At 36.7% G+C, this 20,871-nt stretch carries 14 protein-coding genes; 12 read left to right on the top strand and 2 right to left on the bottom strand.

The features are described 5' to 3' along the window. The first annotated feature begins 445 nt into the window (after positions 1 to 445). The 12 genes from ACESQI_RS09110 (at position 446) to ACESQI_RS09055 (ending at position 14,630) form a co-directional block, all read left to right on the top strand. The gene (locus ACESQI_RS09110; RefSeq protein WP_373125851.1) at positions 446 to 2,512 is read left to right on the top strand and encodes an acetate--CoA ligase family protein; all 2,067 of its coding nucleotides are present in this window, start codon (positions 446 to 448) and stop codon (positions 2,510 to 2,512) included. 359 nt (positions 2,513 to 2,871) lie between these two features. After that, on the top strand, positions 2,872 to 3,822 hold the full coding sequence (locus ACESQI_RS09105; RefSeq protein WP_052353088.1) for a pyocin knob domain-containing protein: 951 nt from the start codon (positions 2,872 to 2,874) through the stop codon (positions 3,820 to 3,822). A gap of 42 nt (positions 3,823 to 3,864) precedes the next feature. Continuing rightward, complete coding sequence (locus ACESQI_RS09100; protein WP_195349131.1) at positions 3,865 to 4,296, top strand: T9SS type A sorting domain-containing protein; 432 nt, start codon at positions 3,865 to 3,867, stop codon at positions 4,294 to 4,296. Between the two features lie 12 nt (positions 4,297 to 4,308). Continuing rightward, complete coding sequence (locus tag ACESQI_RS09095) at positions 4,309 to 10,470, top strand: RHS repeat-associated core domain-containing protein (RefSeq protein WP_373125849.1); 6,162 nt, start codon at positions 4,309 to 4,311, stop codon at positions 10,468 to 10,470. 2 nt (positions 10,471 to 10,472) lie between these two features. Next, positions 10,473 to 10,898: a hypothetical protein gene (locus ACESQI_RS09090; protein ID WP_195351063.1), complete on the top strand. Its 426-nt coding sequence runs from the start codon at positions 10,473 to 10,475 to the stop codon at positions 10,896 to 10,898. Positions 10,899 to 10,934: 36 nt separating this feature from the next. Further along, complete coding sequence (locus ACESQI_RS09085; protein ID WP_195660444.1) at positions 10,935 to 11,324, top strand: hypothetical protein; 390 nt, start codon at positions 10,935 to 10,937, stop codon at positions 11,322 to 11,324. 3 nt (positions 11,325 to 11,327) lie between these two features. Then, positions 11,328 to 11,756 carry a hypothetical protein gene (locus ACESQI_RS09080; RefSeq protein ID WP_195660443.1) on the top strand — a complete coding sequence of 143 codons (429 nt, stop codon included), beginning with the start codon at positions 11,328 to 11,330 and terminating at the stop codon, positions 11,754 to 11,756. Positions 11,757 to 11,802: 46 nt separating this feature from the next. Next, the gene (locus ACESQI_RS09075) at positions 11,803 to 12,351 is read left to right on the top strand and encodes a hypothetical protein (protein ID WP_195660442.1); all 549 of its coding nucleotides are present in this window, start codon (positions 11,803 to 11,805) and stop codon (positions 12,349 to 12,351) included. Positions 12,352 to 12,527: 176 nt separating this feature from the next. Further along, positions 12,528 to 12,956 carry a hypothetical protein gene (locus tag ACESQI_RS09070; protein WP_373125846.1) on the top strand — a complete coding sequence of 143 codons (429 nt, stop codon included), beginning with the start codon at positions 12,528 to 12,530 and terminating at the stop codon, positions 12,954 to 12,956. 199 nt (positions 12,957 to 13,155) lie between these two features. Then, positions 13,156 to 13,536 (top strand): hypothetical protein, encoded by a 381-nt coding sequence (locus ACESQI_RS09065; protein WP_195660440.1) that lies wholly within the window; start codon positions 13,156 to 13,158, stop codon positions 13,534 to 13,536. A gap of 14 nt (positions 13,537 to 13,550) precedes the next feature. After that, on the top strand, positions 13,551 to 13,970 hold the full coding sequence (locus ACESQI_RS09060) for a hypothetical protein (protein ID WP_195660439.1): 420 nt from the start codon (positions 13,551 to 13,553) through the stop codon (positions 13,968 to 13,970). 123 nt (positions 13,971 to 14,093) lie between these two features. Beyond that, a complete protein-coding gene (locus tag ACESQI_RS09055; RefSeq protein ID WP_195660438.1) occupies positions 14,094 to 14,630 on the top strand; it encodes a hypothetical protein in 537 nt (178 codons plus the stop codon). 289 nt (positions 14,631 to 14,919) lie between these two features. On the opposite strand, the gene ACESQI_RS09050 is transcribed toward ACESQI_RS09055, so the two are convergent. Both ACESQI_RS09050 and ACESQI_RS09045 read right to left on the bottom strand, forming a co-directional pair. After that, positions 14,920 to 16,458 carry a YifB family Mg chelatase-like AAA ATPase gene (locus tag ACESQI_RS09050; RefSeq protein WP_195660437.1) on the bottom strand — a complete coding sequence of 513 codons (1,539 nt, stop codon included), beginning with the start codon at positions 16,456 to 16,458 and terminating at the stop codon, positions 14,920 to 14,922. A gap of 117 nt (positions 16,459 to 16,575) precedes the next feature. Then, positions 16,576 to 20,526, bottom strand: coding sequence for a two-component regulator propeller domain-containing protein (locus ACESQI_RS09045; RefSeq protein ID WP_157457788.1), 3,951 nt, complete (start codon positions 20,524 to 20,526; stop codon positions 16,576 to 16,578). Positions 20,527 to 20,871 lie beyond the last annotated feature (345 nt).

Below are 20,871 nucleotides of genomic sequence, written 5' to 3'. Positions count from 1 at the left end.
GCTTACAAATGTCAATTATACCTATTTTCATGTCAATTACTGTTTAATATTACCATGTAAATATACGAAATATAAACGAAATAAAACAATACTAAACAATTAATATTCAATTAAATAACAATAAGAAAAGTACATATGCAATAGTAATTTATTTAATGCGTCGGCCCTGTTATCCATGTTTAAAGAATGGAAAACATCCGGGTGTTTTTTCTTAAAACATCCCCATGTTGTTATAGATAACATCCGGATGTTTTGATCAACAACATCCGGGTGTTGTTTGTCCTTACTCCGTGTTTGCTATCACTAATATATTGATATACTGTATTCCTATAAGTATATATCTTACCTGTCTTAAAAGGTATAATGAAAAGAATCTCTTTTATGTACTTTTTGTTCTGAAGAAACATTATATTTGTGCATTAATAACCGAATAATATACAGCCGTATGATTACAACTCAGTTGCTCCGCCCAGAGAGTATTGTCGTAGTGGGCGCATCAAACAATGTACATAAGCCCGGAGGCGCTATTCTGAAAAATCTTATCAGCGGAGGATACCGTGGTGAACTTCGTGCTATAAATCCCAAAGAAGCAGAAGTGCAGGGAATTCCTTCTTTTGCCGATGCAAAAGATGTACCCGATACCGATCTTGCCATTCTTGCCATTCCGGCCGCCCTGTGTCCGGATGTGGTTGAGACTTTGGCACGTGAAAAACAGACCCGTGCATTTGTTATTCTTTCTGCAGGTTTTGGCGAAGAAACGCATGAAGGTGCCTTGCTTGAGGAGCGAATTCTTGAAACGGTAAATAAATATGGCGCATCGCTTATCGGTCCCAACTGTATTGGAGTGATGAATACCTGGCATCACAGCGTGTTCAGTCAGCCTATACCACAACTCAGTCCGAAGGGAGTGGATTTGATTTCCAGTTCCGGTGCTACGGCGGTATTTATTCTCGAGAGTGCGGTGACGAAAGGGTTGCAGTTCAATTCCGTATGGTCTGTAGGAAATGCCAAACAGATTGGCGTGGAAGATGTGCTGGGATATATGGACGAAACATTTGATCCGGAGAAAGATTCCAGAATTAAACTGCTCTATATAGAGAGTATCGGCGATCCCGACCGACTGTTGTTCCATGCTTCATCGCTGATAAAAAAGGGATGTAAAATTGCAGCGATCAAGGCTGGAAGCTCCGAAAGTGGCAGTCGTGCAGCTTCCTCACACACAGGGGCTATTGCAAGTCCCGATTCTGCCGTAGAGGCATTGTTCCGTAAGGCAGGTATCGTGCGTTGCTATTCACGCGAGGAGCTTACTACGGTAGGCTGTGTCTTTACTTTGCCGGAGTTGAGAGGTAAGAACTTTGCTATTATCACCCATGCCGGTGGTCCGGGAGTGATGCTGACCGATGCCCTAAGTAAAGGCGGATTGAATGTCCCTCGGCTGGAAGGTGAGGCGGCAGATGAACTGAAAGCCGGATTATTTCCCGGTGCTGCTGTGGGAAATCCGATTGATATCCTTGCTACCGGTACACCGGAGCACCTCCGTCTCTGTATTGATTATTGTGAAGAGAAGTTTGAAAATATAGATGCCATGATGGCCATTTTTGGTACACCGGGATTAGTGACCATGTTTGAAATGTACGATGTATTGCACGAAAAGATGCAGACTTGCCGTAAGCCTATTTTCCCTATTCTTCCGTCTATCAATACGGCAGGGGCAGAAGTGGCAGCTTTTCTTGCCAAAGGGCATGTGAACTTTGCAGATGAAGTGACACTTGGTACGGCTTTGTCGCGCATTGTAAATGCACCGCGGCCGGCAACGAATGAGATCGAACTTTTTGGTGTGGATGTTCCCCGTATTCGTCGCATCATTGACTCTATTCCGGCAAATGGATATATCGAGCCGCATTATGTGCAGGCATTGCTCCACTCGGCAGGTATTCCGATTGTTGACGAGTTTGTTTCGGGAAATAAAGAAGAGGTGATTGCTTTTGCCCGTCGTTGTGGATTTCCTGTGGTGGCGAAGGTAGTAGGACCTGTGCATAAATCGGACGTAGGTGGTGTAGTGCTGAATATAAAAGGAGAGCAGCATCTGGCGTTAGAGTTCGATAGGATGATGCAGATACCGGAAGCGCATGCTATCATGGTACAGCCTATGCTGAAAGGTACAGAGTTGTTCATTGGTGCCAAATACGAAGAGAAATTCGGGCATGTGGTGTTGTGCGGATTAGGAGGAATTTTTGTGGAGGTATTGAAAGATGTTTCTTCCGGCCTTGCCCCGTTGTCTTATGAGGAAGCCTATTCTATGATTCACTCGCTCCGGGCTTATAAAATAATTCAGGGTACTCGTGGACAAAAAGGAGTGAATGAAGATAAATTTGCTGAAATAATAGTTCGTCTCTCTACTCTGTTACGGTTTGCGACTGAGATAAAGGAGATGGATATCAATCCACTATTGGCTACAGAAAAAGAGGTGATAGCAGTGGATGCACGTATAAGAATTGAGAAGGGAGAATGATATAGAAGGGAGAAGGGAGAATTGAGAAGGGAGAAGTACTATGCAGCGTGATAGCGCAGCTTACTTCTCCCTTCTCAATTCTCCCCTTTCCCTTCTATTTATAGCTATATGGTGTGGATTTAAATATTACAGATGAAAATATTTTTTCAAATGTCCGGGTCTTTTTTTGCTTTTATATTGTATTGTTCTGAAAATTAGGTGTTTATTCTGCTTGTTTGGTGTCTGATTTCTCCGGGTGCTTTTTTAGGTTTTTATGACATATTTCTTTATTTTTGTACAAAACATTTTTTGTTTGAGACATAGGCTGGCCATGTTTTACTGAGATAATTCTTCCAGGTGTTAACATTTAAATTTTTAGTATGAAAAAGATTATTTATTCATTAGTTGTATTTGCCATTCCTTTATTATCTATGAGTACCCATGCACAAACAGCAATGTCATTAGGCGTTAATGATACAAGGAACATAAGTGAGCCACCTCGTGATTATGGAGAGAGAGAAGTTAAGGCTGATTTGAAATTTTTAACGACTTCAGGTATTAGTACTGCATATGGATTTACTACGAATCTTACGATTTCTCCTGGGTTTAATGGAACCGCAGGTTATATAAGTCAGTTGAGTTTTAACAATAATGGTGTTTTTTATAGAAATGGTGATTATTTCTCCTCTTCTTGGAATGGATGGAATAAGATATTAATGAGTGATTTATCTGGGAATGTGAATTTGGAGAATTTAAAAGTCAATGGTTCATCTGAATTTGGTAACGAACTGGATAATACATATTCTACATTTATAATTCAAGGACCTAATTCTCCTACCGGTGAAGCAGGGAAGCGAGATATTATTTTTAATTTTAAGTATGCAGGTCAAAGTGGTATAAGAGCATTTAGAGGGGATGAATGGGGGACGTTTTTACAATTAATGACTAGCCAGCCAGGAGATGTTACAGGAACTGCAAGAGTGAGAATGCATATTGATCAATATGGGAAAATAGGTATTGGTACAGTTAACCCATCTAATGAGCTGGATGTTAATGGTACGATACGCGCCAAAGAGATTAAAGTCGTTTCTGACTGGGCTGATTTTGTATTTAAAAAAGGATATAATCTTCCTACTCTAAAAGAAGTAAAACGACATATTGATGAAAATGGGACCTTGCCTGGTGTTCCTTCGGAAAAAGAAGTCAAAGCTAATGGAGTCAATTTGGCAGAGACGGATGTTTTGTTACTTCAGAAGATAGAAGAACTGACTTTATACATAATAGATTTGAAGCAGGAAATAGAGGACTTGAAATCACAAATAAAAAAATGATAATATGAGAAGGCTATTATGAACTATAAAATGTAAAATGATATGAAACGAGTATATTTATCTTTCTTAGTATTGTTGTTTGCCATATTTCAACTTTCTGCCCAAACTTATAAAGTTGTTTATGAATATGATCATGCAGGTAACCGCGTAAGCAGAGTTGTAATTTCTATAAATACACGTGCTAAATCTGTTGATGATGAAATCTCTCCTTTGGAACAAGAATTGATGCAATGTAAAATAAGGGTATTTCCGAATCCAACAAAAGGTTTTTTAAATATGGAAATCTCTTCAGGTGAAGAAAATTGTTGTTATGATTTTACACTTTACTCTTCTTCCGGGCAAAAACTATTAAATAAAAAGCAGATTGGAAATGGGAATGTCTCTTTAGATTTATCCACATACAGTACTGGTATTTATATTCTTATTTTGAAATATGGAGAGGAAGTTGTACAATATAAGATAGTCAAACAATAAAACTCTACTACTATGAAAAAGATATATTTTGTTTTTATTTTAATGATATGTTTTATCACTAATAGTAAGGCGCAAAATACACAGCCTAATTGGGAACTTCAAACACCTCAATCGGGAAATAATTCTTATGTAGCTCGTGATTATATACTGTTAAAACCGGGTTTTTCCTATACCGCCACTCCGGGAGAGAGTTTTCATGCTTATACAAATCCTTGCCTTTTATTCCCTCCGACAGACAATACTTATGCCAGGCCCGATGGAACGATAGTGGGAGATGCCACCCAGGGGGCTGTTGTTGGGAAAATACCAGGAGAATTAAATGTCGGTGCCAGTGGGAATGCAGCATATACAATTCCTATATCTTGTCCTCCGGGAGTTAATGGCGTGCAGCCCAACATATCTTTGGTGTATAATAGTCAGTCCGGTAATGGTATTGCGGGTTGGGGATGGAACTTAGGTGGATTGTCCATGATTTCCCGTGTTCCTAAGAATTATTATTATGATAATGAAAAGAGTGGAATCATTTGGGACAAATATTCGCCTTTGGCATTGGATGGACAGCGTCTGGTTGTAAATGGTCCGTTAGTATCTTCTTCTGATACGATTGAATACCGGACAGAGAATGATGAATCTAATAAAATAGTCGGTTACAATATCACTGCCTGGGGTCCTAAATATTTCAAAATATTCCAAAAAGATGGAAATGTTTTGGAATATGGAAACCGTTCTTCTTTAGCTTCTTATTTTCCTGTTAAATCATCTTCATTGAATTTACCGGATACAGAATTTTACAATTTGGGTTGGGCTCTTCATAAAATAACTGATCCGAACCACAATTTTGTAGAATATGTTTATGCTACAAATAATTCTTTGTCCGGCTCTTATAGCTTTAGTGATACCCGCCTGTCATCAATTATATACGGACACGAAGAAAATGGCAGCAAACAAATTGTGGCAACTATCTACTTTGAATATGATATTATTGCTAATATGGGGCCTATGTACATTGACGGAATGGAGACAAGAAACCGTAATTGTTTAAAAAAAATAGTTGTTAAAGGACTCAATTCTCAAACACTTGAAACGTATGATTTGAAATATGAGCCGGAGAGAGATATTTATCATTTAGTAAGTATAAAAAAGACAAATGCCAGTGGTGAATCATTTTTACCGATAGAATTTACATGGGGAGCCCATAGTTATAGTCAAGAATATTCCTCTGAGATGACACTCGAACAAACTCCCCGACTTAAAGCGTTGAATTCTGAAGGGTATGAAATCTCATCTATGATAAAATTTTGGGGAGATATTAATGGAGATGGAATTTCGGACCCAGTGGTGAAATTCCAAATGAAAAATGCTGCCGGTAATATGAAATACCTTTGGGTAATGTATCGCAACGGTGGCAATGGTTGGTTTTATTATGTAATGGAAGCTGATGAGTTTGATTGGAATACTCATCGCACATTTGCTTTTGCTGACAATGATAATGATGGTAAAGATGAACTTTATATAGGAGAAGCGGCTACCAGCCCTTATTATTCTTTATATTGCTTTAAATATCAGAATGGTGTATTTGGTGCTTATTCCAGTGGCGATGTGAATATAAGGTTGTCTGAATATGATTTTGGTAGAAAGGATGAGTTGTATGCTATTCCTGGTGACTTTTTGGGAGACGGTAGTACTCAATTTATGGTGATAGTGGGTAATAATTATATATGTAAATTTTCTGTTGATGGCGTTTCTTCTGATATAGGCTATTGTAAAAGGATATATCTTACCGATATAAATGGAAATGGAAAGCAGGAATTGATGTGTATGACGGACAATACTACCAATTTTTATGAATATAGTAAACTGTCTAATTCTTTTGTTAATATCTATTCAACAAATTCTTTCCATTATAGGGACAAAATATATGTAGGTGATTTTAATGGAGATGGTAATACTGATATATTAAGACATGAATTTTCTAAATCTTCACATATCTATTGGAGTCTTTGGAAGTCTGATGGTAAGAGCTTGTTTGATAGCGGATTGGATAAGAAAATTTTTGGAGGTAGAATGGATGTAGAACCTCTGCTAATGGATGTCAATCAAGATGGGAAAACCGATATATTGGTGAAGTATCCTAATTATGAGAATTACCCTAATAATATAAAAGATTGGAGTATGGATTTGTTGTTGAATGTCGGTACTACATTTGTTAGTATATTGAAAATAACAAAACAAAATTCACAAGAATTTGAGTTCACTGTTTCTGGTAAATTTGATTCAGGCTTGAATAAAAATGTTTTTGTTGAAAATACTTATCTTGTAAATTCTACGATAAAACCTCATTATTACACCTTCTGCCGGGGAGTAAAGTTTAATAAGATACTCAAAATAAAGAACGCTTATGAGGATGAATATGTTATCAACTATAAGAGCGTAAAAAGTCCTTTTAACGGTGGTACAAATATTACTGTTGATGCCAATATCCTGACATCTTTACCTCCTGAGTTTGAAGTTGTCAGCCAGATCACCGGAAAATTGTTTAATCAGCAATATACCTTCGGTACTCCATTGATTCACAAGCAAGGTAAAGGGTTCTTTGGATTTAAGAATATACAAATTCGTGACAATATTAATGGCCGGATAACCGTTAATGAGAATGATATGAATACTGAGTATTATGTTACTTACCCTAAAAGTACACTGACGAAGACTACAACTGGGAGTCTCATTAGTGAGAGTAAGAATGTGTACAGTTTTGTGAAACAGCAGAAAGCTTTTCATCTTCAGCTTCAATCTCAAACACAGAAAGATTATTTGAGCAATGTTACTGTGACTAAAGAATATAGTCGCTATGATGACAGTAATAATCCTCAAAGTATTGTAACGAAATATGGCACTTCCTTTACTGAGACTCAGGAATTAAAATATATAAAGAAAGGTTCCTGGTGTGCCAATAAGATAGAAAAAATAACAACTACAAAATCCAGGGCAGGTGTTCCCGATGATATTCGTACACAAGAATACACTTATGATGGCAAAGGTAATCTGCTGACTAAAACAGAGGACCCGAATACCTCTTTTGCTGTCTCTACAGTTTATAGCAATTATGATAAATATGGGAATCCGGGATTAATAACCCTCAAGGCTGGTAATGAATCGCGTTCTACTTCTTTGGCTTATTCGTCTACCGGACGTTTCATTGCCAGGAAAACGAATAACCTGTTGAATGAAACCGTCACTTATAACTATGATGAAGGCCGGAGTCTGCTTTTGAGCGAAACATCCAGGCTGGGTACTACGATTTATGAATATGACGGATTCGGTCGTCAGATTAAAACAGTTTCACCGGATAAAGTGGAATCCGTAAAACTCCTGAAATGGGCCAGTACCGGTAGTATGGCCGGAAGCAGATTTTACGAATATACAGAAACTTCCGGTCAGTCTCCTGTTACCGTCTGGTATGATAATATGGAGCGTGAACTTGGTCAGAAGTATTATGGCCTGGGTGGAAAGGAAATTATTTCAAGTAAGGAATATAACTCCAAAGGACAGTTGTATCGTATTTCCGAACCTTACTTTTCAGGAGAATCTGTCACTTGGGCTTCCACTAATTATTATGATAGCTATGGGCGTTTGCAGAGTTCTGTTACGCCTTTGGGCACTACTTCTTATTCTTATAGCGGACTGACTACTCAAGTGACCTCGCCTAACACCACTACTACCACTGTGAAGAATGCTTTGGGTGAAACCGTTTCACAAACGACTAATGGCAAAACGGTTTCTTACTCCTATTATGCTTCGGGAGCAGTGAAGACTGCTACTCCCGAAGGTGGGACACCTATTAGCATGGAATATGACTTGGTAGGAAACCGTACAAAACTGACAGATCCGGATGCTGGTGTCATTACGACTGTTTATGATGCCTGGAGGCAACTGAAAAGTGAGACACAAAGCATACATATAGGAAAATCTCCTGTGGTCACAAATTATACTTATTCAAAAGGTTTATTATCGAAAGTGAATCGTCAGGGTGAGGTTACAAACTATGATTATGACAGTAATAACAGGCTAAGCGAAATCCGTATTGACGGTAAGCATACCCAGCAGTTTACCTATGATCATCTGGACAGGATTGTGAAGCTCGTCGAAAACATAAAAAATGAAAAGTCATATACTGCTGAAACTTCTTACGATGTCTTTGGCAGAATAAAGAAGGAGACTTATCCGGACGGATATGTCATCAACAATTCGTATGATTCTTATGGCAATCTGATATCCGTAACCGATTCTTATGACAATAGGATCTGGCAAGGCTTGTCGGCTAATGCCCGTGGACAGCTTACTAAGACTAAACAGGGAAATGTAGAGAAAACTCAGTCTTATGACAGTCGTGGACTGCCCTCATCCATTTCTGCCGCCGCCATAATGAATATGGCTTATACTTTTAATAATAAGGGCAACCTAATCTCCCGAAGCGACTTGCTCACCGGTCACAAGGAGGACTTTACTTATGATGGCATGAACCGTCTGACAGCCTGGAATATAAGTAAAGATAATATTTCACAAACGAGTAACAGTATAGATTATAATCCTACCACCGGAACAATCACTACTAAAAGTGATGTCGGTTTTACTTTCGGCTATGGAGAAGAAAATGGTAAGCCTCATGCCTTGACTTCATTAAGTGGTAAGCCCGATAGAATACCTAATTTGACTCAGACTGTCACCTATACTGATTTCAAGAAAGTAAAGAATATCAGTTTGGGAAGTAAATCTCTGGTTTTGGATTACGGGGTAGATGAGCAGCGGCGTAAAGGTATCTTTAAAGATGGTAGTGCCACTTTTACCCGTTATTATTCCGGTAATTATGAAGAAGAGGTCGATTCATCGGGTAAAGTTAAAAAGATTCATTATATTAGTGGTGGAGATGGTTTGGCCGGAATTTACATAAACGATGACGGCAATAATCGTTTCTATTCTACTTATTGTGATTATCAAGGTTCACTGTTGGCTTTAACAGATATGAATGGCGTAGTAAAAGAGAGGTACGCCTATGACCCGTGGGGGAATCGTCGTAACCCTGCTTCATGGAAAGATACTGAAACACGCACTAAGTTTATTGTTGATAGAGGGTATACCCTGCATGAACATTTGGATGGTTTGGGATTGATAAATATGAATGGTCGTGTATACGATCCTTTGCTGGGTATGTTTTTAAGTCCTGATCCTTATGTGCAGGCACCGGGTAATTGGTTGAATTACAATCGGTATGGGTATTGCTATGGAAACCCGTTGTTGTATACAGATCCCGATGGAGAATGGTTCTGGTTGATTCCTATTGCTGCCGGTGCTATTATAAACTGGATAACAAATGGAGCTGACTTCACTTGGGAGGGACTTGGTTATTTTGGTACTGGCGCTTTGGCTGGTGCTTCAACTTTACTGACACTAACAGGTGTAGGGGCGTCCGTCGTACCTGCTTTAACAGGAGGAATTACAGGAGCAGGAAATAATCTTATCTCACAAGGTTTTGCAGGTGGGAATGGAAATACTTGGAATGGCAGTAATATTAATTGGGGACAAGTAGGAATAAGTGGAGCTTCAGGAGCCATTACAGGCTATGTCGGGGGGAAACTGGCTGATAAGTTAACTCCTTATGTGAGTAAGTACATTTCTAATATGTTCGATGGTCCTGTATTGCAAGACATGGTTACTAATGGTGTTGTTAGTGGAGCTACCGGATTTACTGTTGGTGCGGGATGGACAGCGCTAAATGGAGGCAGTTTTGAAGAATCCATGCAAGGAGGTTGGAATTCAGCAAAAGTTGGTTTTGCTGTTGGAGGAGCTACCGGTTCCCTTTCGGGTTGGCAAAGGGCAAAAGAGGCACGTGTAAGCCCTTGGACTGGAAAATTCAATGTAAGGCAAGAATTACAATATGATACTAAACAGCTTGGACGGAAATATGGAGAACACATGAAGGATTATCCTGATATGAGCCATGATGATTATTTGAATATGGCTAAAGAAATATATTCAAACCCACTATCAACAAAGACTACATATCCTACTAATGCTCCAATGTATCCTGGAGAAACACATTATCAAAATAATGGTAATTTATTGCGTATTGCTCCCAATGGTAAATTTAGAAGTTTGTATCCTTATAAAAGAAAATAGTCATGTATGTAAATTTAAAAAAATGTATTGGAAAAAGTGTTGAGAGAGTGTTTTTAGAATGGTATTATTTTAATGATCAACCATACTCTATAATCAGATTGTATATTAAAGTAGATTTGTACTTTGGCATAACCTGTTGTGAAGAAAATATTTCTATTAGAGAACAAAAGGAAACTCCGATGACTATAAATTCTGGTGAATTTACTTATAAAATTATACATCAGGATATTAAGTGGCTATCTCAATATAAAATCGTTTCCATAAAATATTTAGTGGATTCACTTGGTATAAAAAGGGGATTATTATTCGTTTTTGAGCATAATCATAATTTCATGTTCTATAATAAAGGATACGAATTTGATGATGAAGAAAAATTTGAAATAGATGTAGATATAAATTTATTACCATATGGTGTAATTGATATCTAAAGTAGATATTCACAATTAGCTCACATATAATAAATATTGTATTTTGTAGGTGCTTTGGCTGGTGCTTCAACTTTGCTGACACTAACAGGTGTAGGGGCATCCGTCGCACCTACTTTGACAGGAGGAATTACGGGAGCAGGAAATAGTCTTATCTCACAAGGTTTTGTAGGTGGGAATGGAAATACTTGGAATGGCAGTAATATTAATTGGGGACAAGTAGGAATAAGTGAAGCTTCGGGAGCCATTACGGGCTATGTTGGGGGTAAATTAGCGGATAAGTTTACTCCTTATGTGAGTAAGTACATTTCTAATATGTTCGATGGCCCTATGTTGCAAGATATGGTTACTAATAGTGTGGTCAGCGGAGCTACCGGATTTACTGTAGGTGCCGGATGGGCAGCACTTGATGGAGGAAGTTTTGAGTAATCTATGCAAGCGGGTTGGAATTCAGCAAAAGTTGGTTTTGCTGTTGGAGGAGCTACCGGTTCCCTTTCGGGTTGGCAAAGGGCAAAAGAGGCACGTGTAAGCCCTTGGACTGGAGAACCAATTCAACGACATCATTCCGATCCGAAGTTTATGGGCGGAGATCCCAATCAAAGGTTGACCCCAATGTCGAAATCCCGTCATAAAGACTTACATAAAGATATGTATCGTTATTTGGAGCAACACACAGATGCAAATGGAAATCATATGCGACCTCTACCGAATAACTCCGGGCTTCGCATTCAAAATAATTTCATTAGGCCGCAAAGGTTTGATGCTTTAAAAGGATTTTATGATAATTATCCGATTAAATATTGGGATGCAAGGCGTGATTTTTATCGAAATAATCACATTATGGGAAAATGGAGACCTTAATAATAAATAGTAAGTAATAAATTTATTAAATCAATATATCGATAATATGGAGAAAATAGTAGCGAAAAACGTAGTGGGATATGACATTGCATATATGTACAGTAATGAAAATAGGCCAGGAACATGTCCCATCTGTCACAATACAATAGAGAAAGTGCCGGATACTTTATATAGAGTTCCTAAAAAGAAAGGGGATATGTTCTATACTTATGATAACTTTTGTATTGTTTCTGAAAACTTTAAAAAGTTTTGTGATGAAAGAGGATATTCGCATTTAACCTTTGTCGCATTGACTAAGTCTATAGGGTATTATTTTTTCATGCCGGAAGATATTTACAGATTAGATTGTATCCGCAGTGGAATACAGTTTATAGATAAAAGAGATTGTTGTGGTAGCTATGATGAAATAATTGGAAGTACACTCTATAAAGCTTCAGACTTTTCAATGCCCACGGATGACTTTATATGTCGTTCAGAGTATTACTTTTCATCTTTGGGAACTAAATCTCCATTAATAATCGTCGGATTGGATACAGCAGCAGAAATGAAGGCCTATGGTTTGAAGGGAATGTATTACAATAAAGTATTATTGTAATATCTCAAAAAAGCCCCTAATATACAAGTGCAAATGGAAATCATATGCTACCTCGATCTTTATAGCATCTAAAAAAATGAAATATGTAAAATAGGATTCACCCCACTATAAAAAATAGGAGAAAAAATATGTTTTTAAGTAATTTCTTTTCTAAGCTATTCCAACATGAAGAAAAGATGGAATACATAACAGGAAAGGCTGCATCTTTTGAAGATGTTTGCCTGTCCGATTTAGAGAAATATCCAATATGGGTATTTGCGATAGACCATGAAGAAGATTATGAAGAAGGTCAGGATGAGTCTTGGATAGCGCCAATCACGAACTCAACAGATGTCGGTGAAGAGTTTTGCGAGGCTTATATTCTCCTCAAAGTGAAGGAGAATGATTGTCCGGTCCTCGCTCATTTTGACATGGGATACATGTTGCTTGATGATCTTTCGTACTGGGATTTTGTAGATGAAGATTGGAAAGAATTTCAATCGCTTGACATTCCATCACCCATTTATCTTATTTCGGTTCCTTCTATTCTAGGGCAGGCGGCAGTTGAGTTTGTAGTCAATGAAGATAAGGAAAGTGCTAGAATATATAAACATACTATTCCTTAATTTCGAAATAATTAGCGATGTGATAAATTGCATTCGATTGCCGTTGAGTTGCTAAGTATATTGATTTCCCGAAGCGACTTGCTTACGGGGTACAAGGAGGACTTTATGTATGATATCATGAACTGACTGACAGCTTGGAATATAAGTAAAGATAATATAGATTTGGTTATAGAACATTCTGAGATTGTGAATAAAAATAATGAGTCTATTGTTTGTTTCTGTAGGGCCGGATCGTATAAATCTTGGTGCTAAAGAGAGTTGGCATTGGATGAAAGGTACAAATAACTATCATATGTGTGGGGTATCAAACTATCCTATTTGTCATCAAACTTTGCGAGCCAATACAAAAATGATTGATAAATATGGTGTGTGGTTAAATAAATTGGAAAAGAATGGATCGCTCATTTATAGTTTAGAGTTAAGTAGTTGTGTTACTCGTACATCAATGGTCCTTAATATGTTTGGGATTTTTAATATTGGTATTCATCCTTTTTTGCTACATGCAAGTATGTATCTACATACTGATACAAATCTTTATAATACAATGGTGGGATTAATGATGTATAATTATGAATATTGAATTTATTAAATAGTATGAGATTTTTATTATTCTTTTTATTTCACGTTATTATCATGAATAATACTGTGATGTCAGCTCTTAGAATATCAGATAATGAGGTTTTAATAGCGTCTGTCTATAAAGAAATCGAGAATGGATATATTATTTTCTTGATACCTATTGGTGATGAAACAAAAGAAATAACATATAGCTATTCGATAGATACTTTGAATAGAAAAGTTACTTGTTCAAGATTAGGAGAAAAAGTGTACAGTAGTTCAGAACGGAAAAAGTATTTGAATAGTTTTCGATTTAAAACAGCTGATGAGTTTAATAAAAAGCAGAAAAAAAGTTGGAGAGAGAAATACTATAAATATTTTGCGGATGATTTTTTGGATATGACTAACGATAAAAAGATAAATTTATTAGATGAAATGTGTGCAATAAAAATATAAGATTCTTATGCTGCTACTTTGGGAATGCTTTTTAAATGCTTTAATTATTTATAAAGTATAATTTGGAAAAGAAAACGGAGTTGTATAAAATAGGAGTTGATAATTCACCACTACTAAACGATTATGAAACAATTTATTTTTGTATTTTATTTACTATTCCCATTGTCTGGTTATGCCCAAATAATGTTCTATTCAGATATGTTCACGAATAGTCAACTGTGTTTGACACTCAACTCTGACAACGAATTTGACCTTAAGATGTATTTTGATTATCCGGTAGATTATGATAGTCAAACGATCTGTTGGGCTGAAGGAAGTGTGGCATACAAAAACGATACAATTATTTGTTTGGATTCGAAAACAGACAAAAAAATCATTTTTATTAGAAAATTGCATAATGATATTATTAAAGCGATATACTGGAATGATTATAAGGCTGATAGTTATAGATGTCCGAATAATGGGAAGAAGATTCATTTTTCTGATTTAATAACTACAAATCCGGAGTTCTTTATAAGGATTAAGAAAAGTCGATTGAATATAGACACTGATTCTATATTTGTTAGTCTCTATTCATGGGAAAAGGGAAAGAAGAAAATACTATTTGAAGGATTTCAAAGAGAACCTTCAAAGAAAAATAAAAGATTTTGGTTTGATTAAGAAGTATTCTAAATGGGGTTTAATGATAACTAATTCGGCTATTTTTTATTAGCTCCGAATGGTAATCATATGCGATCTTAATTAAATAATCCAGGCCCTGATATTCGACAACATTTCCTTATATCACAGAGGTTTGGTGCATTAAAAGGATTCTATGATAGTTATCCGCATAAATATTAGGATGCAAGGCTGATTTTTATCGTAATAATCATATCATGAGATAGTGAGACATCATTGATTAAAAAGTGAAACTTTGAAAATTTAGAATTAAAAGATAAGTTCCCTTCTTTTACCCCGCCCAGTTCTCCCTATCCAGATTGCGGTAGCTGATGGCTTCCGCCAGATGGGCGGGGAGTATTTGTTCGCTTCCTTCCAGGTCGGCAATGGTACGTGATACTTTCAATATACGGTCATAGGCACGGGCGGACAAGTTGAAGCGTTCCATGGCGGTTTTTAGTAAAGTAAGTCCTTTGCTGTCGGGTTGTGCATAGGTAGAGATTAGTTTGCTCGTCATTTGAGCATTACAGTAGATGCCGGGATGATTGGAGAAGCGTTGTTCCTGTATCTGTCGGGCTTTTATCACACGTTTGCGAATTTCGCAGCTTGGTTCTGCCGGTCGTTTACTGGCCATTTCTTCAAAAGGAACGGGGACTATCTCTATCTGTATGTCAATTCGGTCAAGTAGGGGACCGGATATTTTATTCAGATACTTCTGTACCTGTCCGGGAGAACAAACACAAGCCTTTGTAGGATGATTGTAATATCCGCAGGGGCAAGGATTCATGGAGGCGATTAAGGTAAAGCTGGCAGGATAATCAATACTGCATTTTACCCGCGAAATGGTGATGCGGCGATCTTCCAATGGCTGGCGTAGTACTTCTAATACCCCTCTTTGAAACTCTGGTAACTCATCCAGAAAGAGTACACCATTATGTGCCAGGCTAATTTCGCCCGGCTGAGGGAAACTACCTCCTCCTACCATTGCTGTTTGTGAGATGGTATGATGTGGATCGCGGAAAGGACGTTTGGATATGAGTGAGGCATTACGTCCCAATTTTCCGGCAACAGAGTGTATCTTGGTGGTTTCCAGACTTTCGCCCAGGGAAAGAGGGGGGAGTATAGAAGGTAAGCGCTTAGCCATCATTGATTTACCGCAACCAGGGGCGCCAACGAGAATCAGATTGTGTCCGCCGGCTGCTGCTACTTCAAGAGCGCGTTTTACATTTTCCTGCCCTTTTACATCAGAGAAGTCGCATTCAAAGTTTTCCTGCTGGGCATAGAATTCTTCCCGGGTATTGACTATGGTAGGCTGTAGTTCCTGCTTCGCATTGAAGAATTCAATTACTTCCCGGATATTGGTTACACCATACACGTTCAGGTTATTAACAACTGCTGCTTCGCGTGCATTTTGCTGCGGTACGATCAGACCTTCAAAGCCTTCTTCACGTGCTTTAATAGCGATGGGCAATGCACCGGTGATGGGTTGTATACTTCCATCAAGGCTTAGCTCACCCATCATCAGATAGTGAGGGAGTTTCTCGCAGGAAATGGTTTCATTGGCAGCAAGAATACCTATTGCGAGGGGGAGATCATAGGCTGATCCTTCCTTGCGAATGTCTGCCGGAGCCATATTGATAACAATATTGCTGGTAGGCATCTTGTATCCGGTCACTTGTAAGGCAGAAATGATGCGTTGATGACTTTCTTTCACAGCAGAGTCGGGCAAACCAACCAGGTAGAACATACAGCCTCTTGAGCTGTTTACTTCGATGGTAATGATCGTTGCGTCAATACCTTGTATGGCAGCGCCACAAACCTTTATTAACATATTCTTTGTTTATGTTTGTTGTACGAATTTGATAATATTCCGGTAAAGGTAATTAAATAAACCGGAAATAATAATGATATGTTGTTGAATAATTTCTTTTATTTGAAAAATAACACTTTATTGTGTGATATCTTGTGTGAAATCTTTTGGAAATTTACCAAATTGTTCATAAAAGCATTTAGCGAAATAAGATGCTGAATTAAATCCAACCAAAAAGCGAACTTCATTTATTCTATATTTGCCTGTGGCCAACAACTCTGCACTTTTATTTAAACGAATAAGTTTAATATAATTATTAGGAGTTACTCCAGTAATACTTTTAATTTTGTTATGTAAGCTAGTACGACTAATGGCAAAATCAGAAGCTATATTATCTATAGAAAATTCCTCTGATGACATATTTTCCAGGATGAGCTCATTTAACTTCTTGATAAATAGTGCATTCTCGCTATCTGTTTCATTGTTTAGTTTATAATACTCTAAAGGTGATTCGATGAACTTCTTATGTATATTATGTCTGTTTTCAAGAACACTATTGATTTGTGCCTTTAATTGTTCTATAGAAAATGGTTTCTCCATATATACATCTGCGCCTTTTTTTAAGCCGTTAATTTTGGTTCCTGTATCAGTCTTTGCCGACAGCAAAATAAGAGGAAGATGGGAGAATGAAATATTACTTTTTATTTGATTGCATAATTCCAATCCATCCATTTCAGGCATTAGTATGTCCGAAACTATGATATCGATCATATTGCCACTATTCAGAATACTCATTGCTTCTACTCCGTTTTTTGCTTCTAAAACAGTATAGTTATCGGATAAACAGTCGTTTATAAAGGTCCGAAGTTCTGCATTGTCTTCTACAATCAAAATGACCTGTTTTGATTTCTGGTGGACTGATTTGGGGGATTCTGTAGGAGGTATCTCTGTTTCGATAATCTCATGTTTCATTATTAGTTTTTCTTTTAACGGGTTGGCCGGCAGTACTAATGTGAAGATACTTCCTTTACCATATTCGGACTGAACTTGAATATCTCCTCCTAACTTACGTGCCAGTGCTTTTGAGAAAGAAAGGCCAATTCCTGTCCCCCCAAGGTTTTGAAAATGCTGTTTTGTTTCCTGTATTTGATAAAAAGGAAGAAATATTTTCTGTTGTTCGCTACTTCTGATACCATTTCCGTCATCAATGATGGAAATAAGAATTTTAGAATCATTCTCTTTTTGTAGTTTTATGTTGATTTGTGTTTTAGTGAATTTTACAGCATTAGAAACAAGGTTACTCACTATTTTATAGAGAGCCTCAGGGTCTACATCTTCAATAATTGGTTCATTTTCTGCTTCGAATGATATTTTTATTTGTTGCTGGTAAGAACTTTGCTTATACTGATTGTAAACTTGTTGTACAATTTGGGTTATATTTTGTTGACTGATGTTCAGAATAAACATATCGTTTTCTATTTTTCTGAAGTCAAGTAATTGATTAATAAGTATTAGTAGACGGTCCGTATTTCGTTTAATAACTGACAAATATTTTTGTGTTTGCATATTACCATCTTTGGTGGCAATAATCATTTCTAGTGGTCCGGTAATAAGTGAGAGTGGGGTTTTTATTTCGTGAGCTATATTAGTAAAGAAATTAATTTTTGCTTCATATGTTTCTTTCTCTTTAGCTACCTGATATCTGTATTGTTTCTTTTCGTTTTCAATTATTAAATGCTTTTTGTATCGATTGATAACATAGCTTACGATGATGGTACACAGGATGATATAGAGTATAATCATGTAATACTCTTGCCAAAAAGGAGGTCTGATTCGGAGCGCTATACTATAACCATTATTATTCCAGATTCCATTATTATTACTTCCTTTTACAGTAAATGTATATTTTCCTGGAGGTATATTCATGTAATATGCTGTATTATTTGATGTGTAATTCCAGTTTTTATCAAATCCTTTTAGCATGTATGCATATTTGTTAGTTTCCGGAAAAATATAACTTAATGCAATAAAATCAAAACTGAAGGTTGATTGTTTGGAAGAGAGCACAATTTCTTTTGTATTGCTTATCGATTTTTTTAAAGGGGAACTTTGACCTATAGGTAATTCTTCATTGAAAACTTTGAAACTGGTGATATGTATAGGAGGAGTGATGTTATTTTCTGTAAATTCCGATGGGTTAATTGAAATAAATCCATTCGTACCTCCGAAATAGAGCAGGCCGGCAGAACCACGTAGGGCGCATCTAAAGTTGTATTGTATCTCTTGTCCAATATAGCCAAATGTTTTGATATACTCAGTTGTACTGTTTTGAACAATCTGTGCTAATCCTTTTGGAGTACTAATCCATATATTTCCATATTTATCATCTATGATTGAGTAGATGATGTCTGAAGGCATTCCATTCTCAAGATTGAATATGTTTTTGATTTTCTTCTGAGCTATATTAAAGACAATTACTCCTTTTTCTTTAGTTCCTATCCATAAATCATTTTTTTCTCTGTTATATAATAAACAGCTGAGGTTATTTATATCAATTTTATTGGAAATGTCGGAGAAATGTTGCCATTCTCCATTGGGATATAAGCAGTAAAGCCCATAAGCATGTGTAGCAAACCAAATTGTTCCTGATGCACTTTCTGTCATATCTGAAATAGGACGACCAGATAAAGCTTCTGGCCTTTTTAATTTTTGTCCGGGGCACATGATGGCACATCCGCCTTCTTCCAGGGCAAATATTAGAGTACCGTTTTGGGTTTTAAATATTGATTTTCCTTCAATCGTATTGAGTGGGATTGTTGCAATTACCTTACCATTTGTAGCAGAAATGATTCTCACTCCTCTTCCGTAAATACTTACGTACAATGTGTCATTGGATAAATAAAGGTTTTGTATATTGTGATAATCCAACATAAAGGTATTACCTAATTGTTTAGTTTGGGGATTGTAACGGTATACAATGTTATTATTATGGGTAGATAACAATATATTCTGTTTGTTATCTTCCACCATACTGCTGGTGATGGAATGTTTTTGAGCAGTTGCTGCTTCTATATCGTAGAAGGATATAAATTTATTGACGTTTGGGGCGAAATAAGTGACTCCGTTGAAATAGGTTCCAACCCAGAATGCCCCTTCTTTGTCACGAGAAATACAGAATGTAGAGTTATCGACTATGCTCCTATCGGAATATTCTTCTTTTACTATTTGAAAGCTTTCTGTCGATTTATTCAGGAGTATGAGGCCTTTGTCTGATCCCATGATGAGTTCCTTGTCTGAGTAGGGGGTTATCGACTTTATATTACCAATATTGGAAAGATAATGGCTACATTCATTTTTTGTAGGATTATATTTAAAAAGACCGTTTGTGAAAGTACCTATCCACAAATTATTATCTTCATCACAATAGATGGAATATATTGATTGTTTGTTTACGTCGAGTTTAGGATGTTTTATTGGAGTAAATGTGTCATTTGATGAACTGAAAAGCACAAGACCATACCCTGCTGTTCCTAGCCAAATATTATTTTGTTGGTCGTTTACTATTGTCCAAATAAAATTTGATGGAATACTTTGGGGCGTTTTTGAGGCTACAAAGTGTTTTAGAACACGAAGATTATTGTCTAATTGGAATAATCCTTCACCATGAGTTGCGATCAAAATGTTGCCATGGGAATCTTCCATTATGTCATTTACAGTGATATCATTTTGTTTTTCTTTCTTTAAAGCAATATGATGAAAGTGATCGTATTCCCGGTCATAATAATATAGTCCTCTGCGTGTTCCTATTAACATTCGATGCTTTGAGTCTTCTTTTATACAATGTATAAAATTGTGCCCAATTGATAAGGAGTCTTGAAGACGATTTTTGTATACTTTGAAATTTTTCCCGTCAAAACGATTAAGCCCGTCATTCGTTCCAACCCAGATAAACCCTTGGCTATCTTGCATGATTGCCCACACACAGTTGTTAGATAAGCCGTTTTCTTTTTGATAGTTTCGGAAGCAGGAACCTTGCACGTCGAATTGTATTAGACAACAAAGTATTGCCAGGACAAGCGTATGTTTCATAGTTTTATTTTGATTGAAAAACGTAAGCAAAATTAAACATTTTATTTAGAACCTGTTTAATTTTAAAAGTTTGAGATAAAAATAGTGTTTCTTTTTACCTTGAATTTAGTTACCGATTTGAAATAGCATTTATTCAATGGATTTAAAAAACACAGCGGCAAGTTATTAAGAAAATCCTGAATTTGCAAGAAGAAAACAAAAATATGATTTACGTATGAAATGGAATACCATATTTTATTAAAAAAATGGAATGTGAAAAGCGCATATTTTTTTCACTGATATAGAATCTATTTTTTTATGGGGCTACCTTCTATTGGGTAGAGAAAATGATAAGATTGATTTATT

It is taken from the genome of Bacteroides sp. HPS0048 (genome assembly GCF_964240755.1).
Lineage (GTDB): Bacteria > Bacteroidota > Bacteroidia > Bacteroidales > Bacteroidaceae > Bacteroides > Bacteroides nordii.
The sequence above is the reverse complement of the archived record's forward strand: the minus strand, read 5'-3'. Positions and strand labels throughout refer to the sequence as shown.

Bases quoted from the DNA above. Each gene is read 5' to 3' on its own strand.
- ACESQI_RS09110 (WP_373125851.1), top strand. From the start codon at position 446: ATGATTACAACTCAGTTGCTCCGCCCAGAGAGTATTGTCGTAGTGGGC.
- ACESQI_RS09105 (WP_052353088.1), top strand. From the start codon at position 2,872: ATGAAAAAGATTATTTATTCATTAGTTGTATTTGCCATTCCTTTATTA.
- ACESQI_RS09100 (WP_195349131.1), top strand. From the start codon at position 3,865: ATGAAACGAGTATATTTATCTTTCTTAGTATTGTTGTTTGCCATATTT.
- ACESQI_RS09095 (WP_373125849.1), top strand. From the start codon at position 4,309: ATGAAAAAGATATATTTTGTTTTTATTTTAATGATATGTTTTATCACT.
- ACESQI_RS09090 (WP_195351063.1), top strand. From the start codon at position 10,473: ATGTATGTAAATTTAAAAAAATGTATTGGAAAAAGTGTTGAGAGAGTG.
- ACESQI_RS09080 (WP_195660443.1), top strand. From the start codon at position 11,328: ATGCAAGCGGGTTGGAATTCAGCAAAAGTTGGTTTTGCTGTTGGAGGA.
- ACESQI_RS09075 (WP_195660442.1), top strand. From the start codon at position 11,803: ATGGAGAAAATAGTAGCGAAAAACGTAGTGGGATATGACATTGCATAT.
- ACESQI_RS09070 (WP_373125846.1), top strand. From the start codon at position 12,528: ATGGAATACATAACAGGAAAGGCTGCATCTTTTGAAGATGTTTGCCTG.
- ACESQI_RS09065 (WP_195660440.1), top strand. From the start codon at position 13,156: ATGAGTCTATTGTTTGTTTCTGTAGGGCCGGATCGTATAAATCTTGGT.
- ACESQI_RS09060 (WP_195660439.1), top strand. From the start codon at position 13,551: ATGAGATTTTTATTATTCTTTTTATTTCACGTTATTATCATGAATAAT.
- ACESQI_RS09055 (WP_195660438.1), top strand. From the start codon at position 14,094: ATGAAACAATTTATTTTTGTATTTTATTTACTATTCCCATTGTCTGGT.
- ACESQI_RS09050 (WP_195660437.1), bottom strand. From the start codon at position 16,458: ATGTTAATAAAGGTTTGTGGCGCTGCCATACAAGGTATTGACGCAACG.
- ACESQI_RS09045 (WP_157457788.1), bottom strand. From the start codon at position 20,526: ATGAAACATACGCTTGTCCTGGCAATACTTTGTTGTCTAATACAATTC.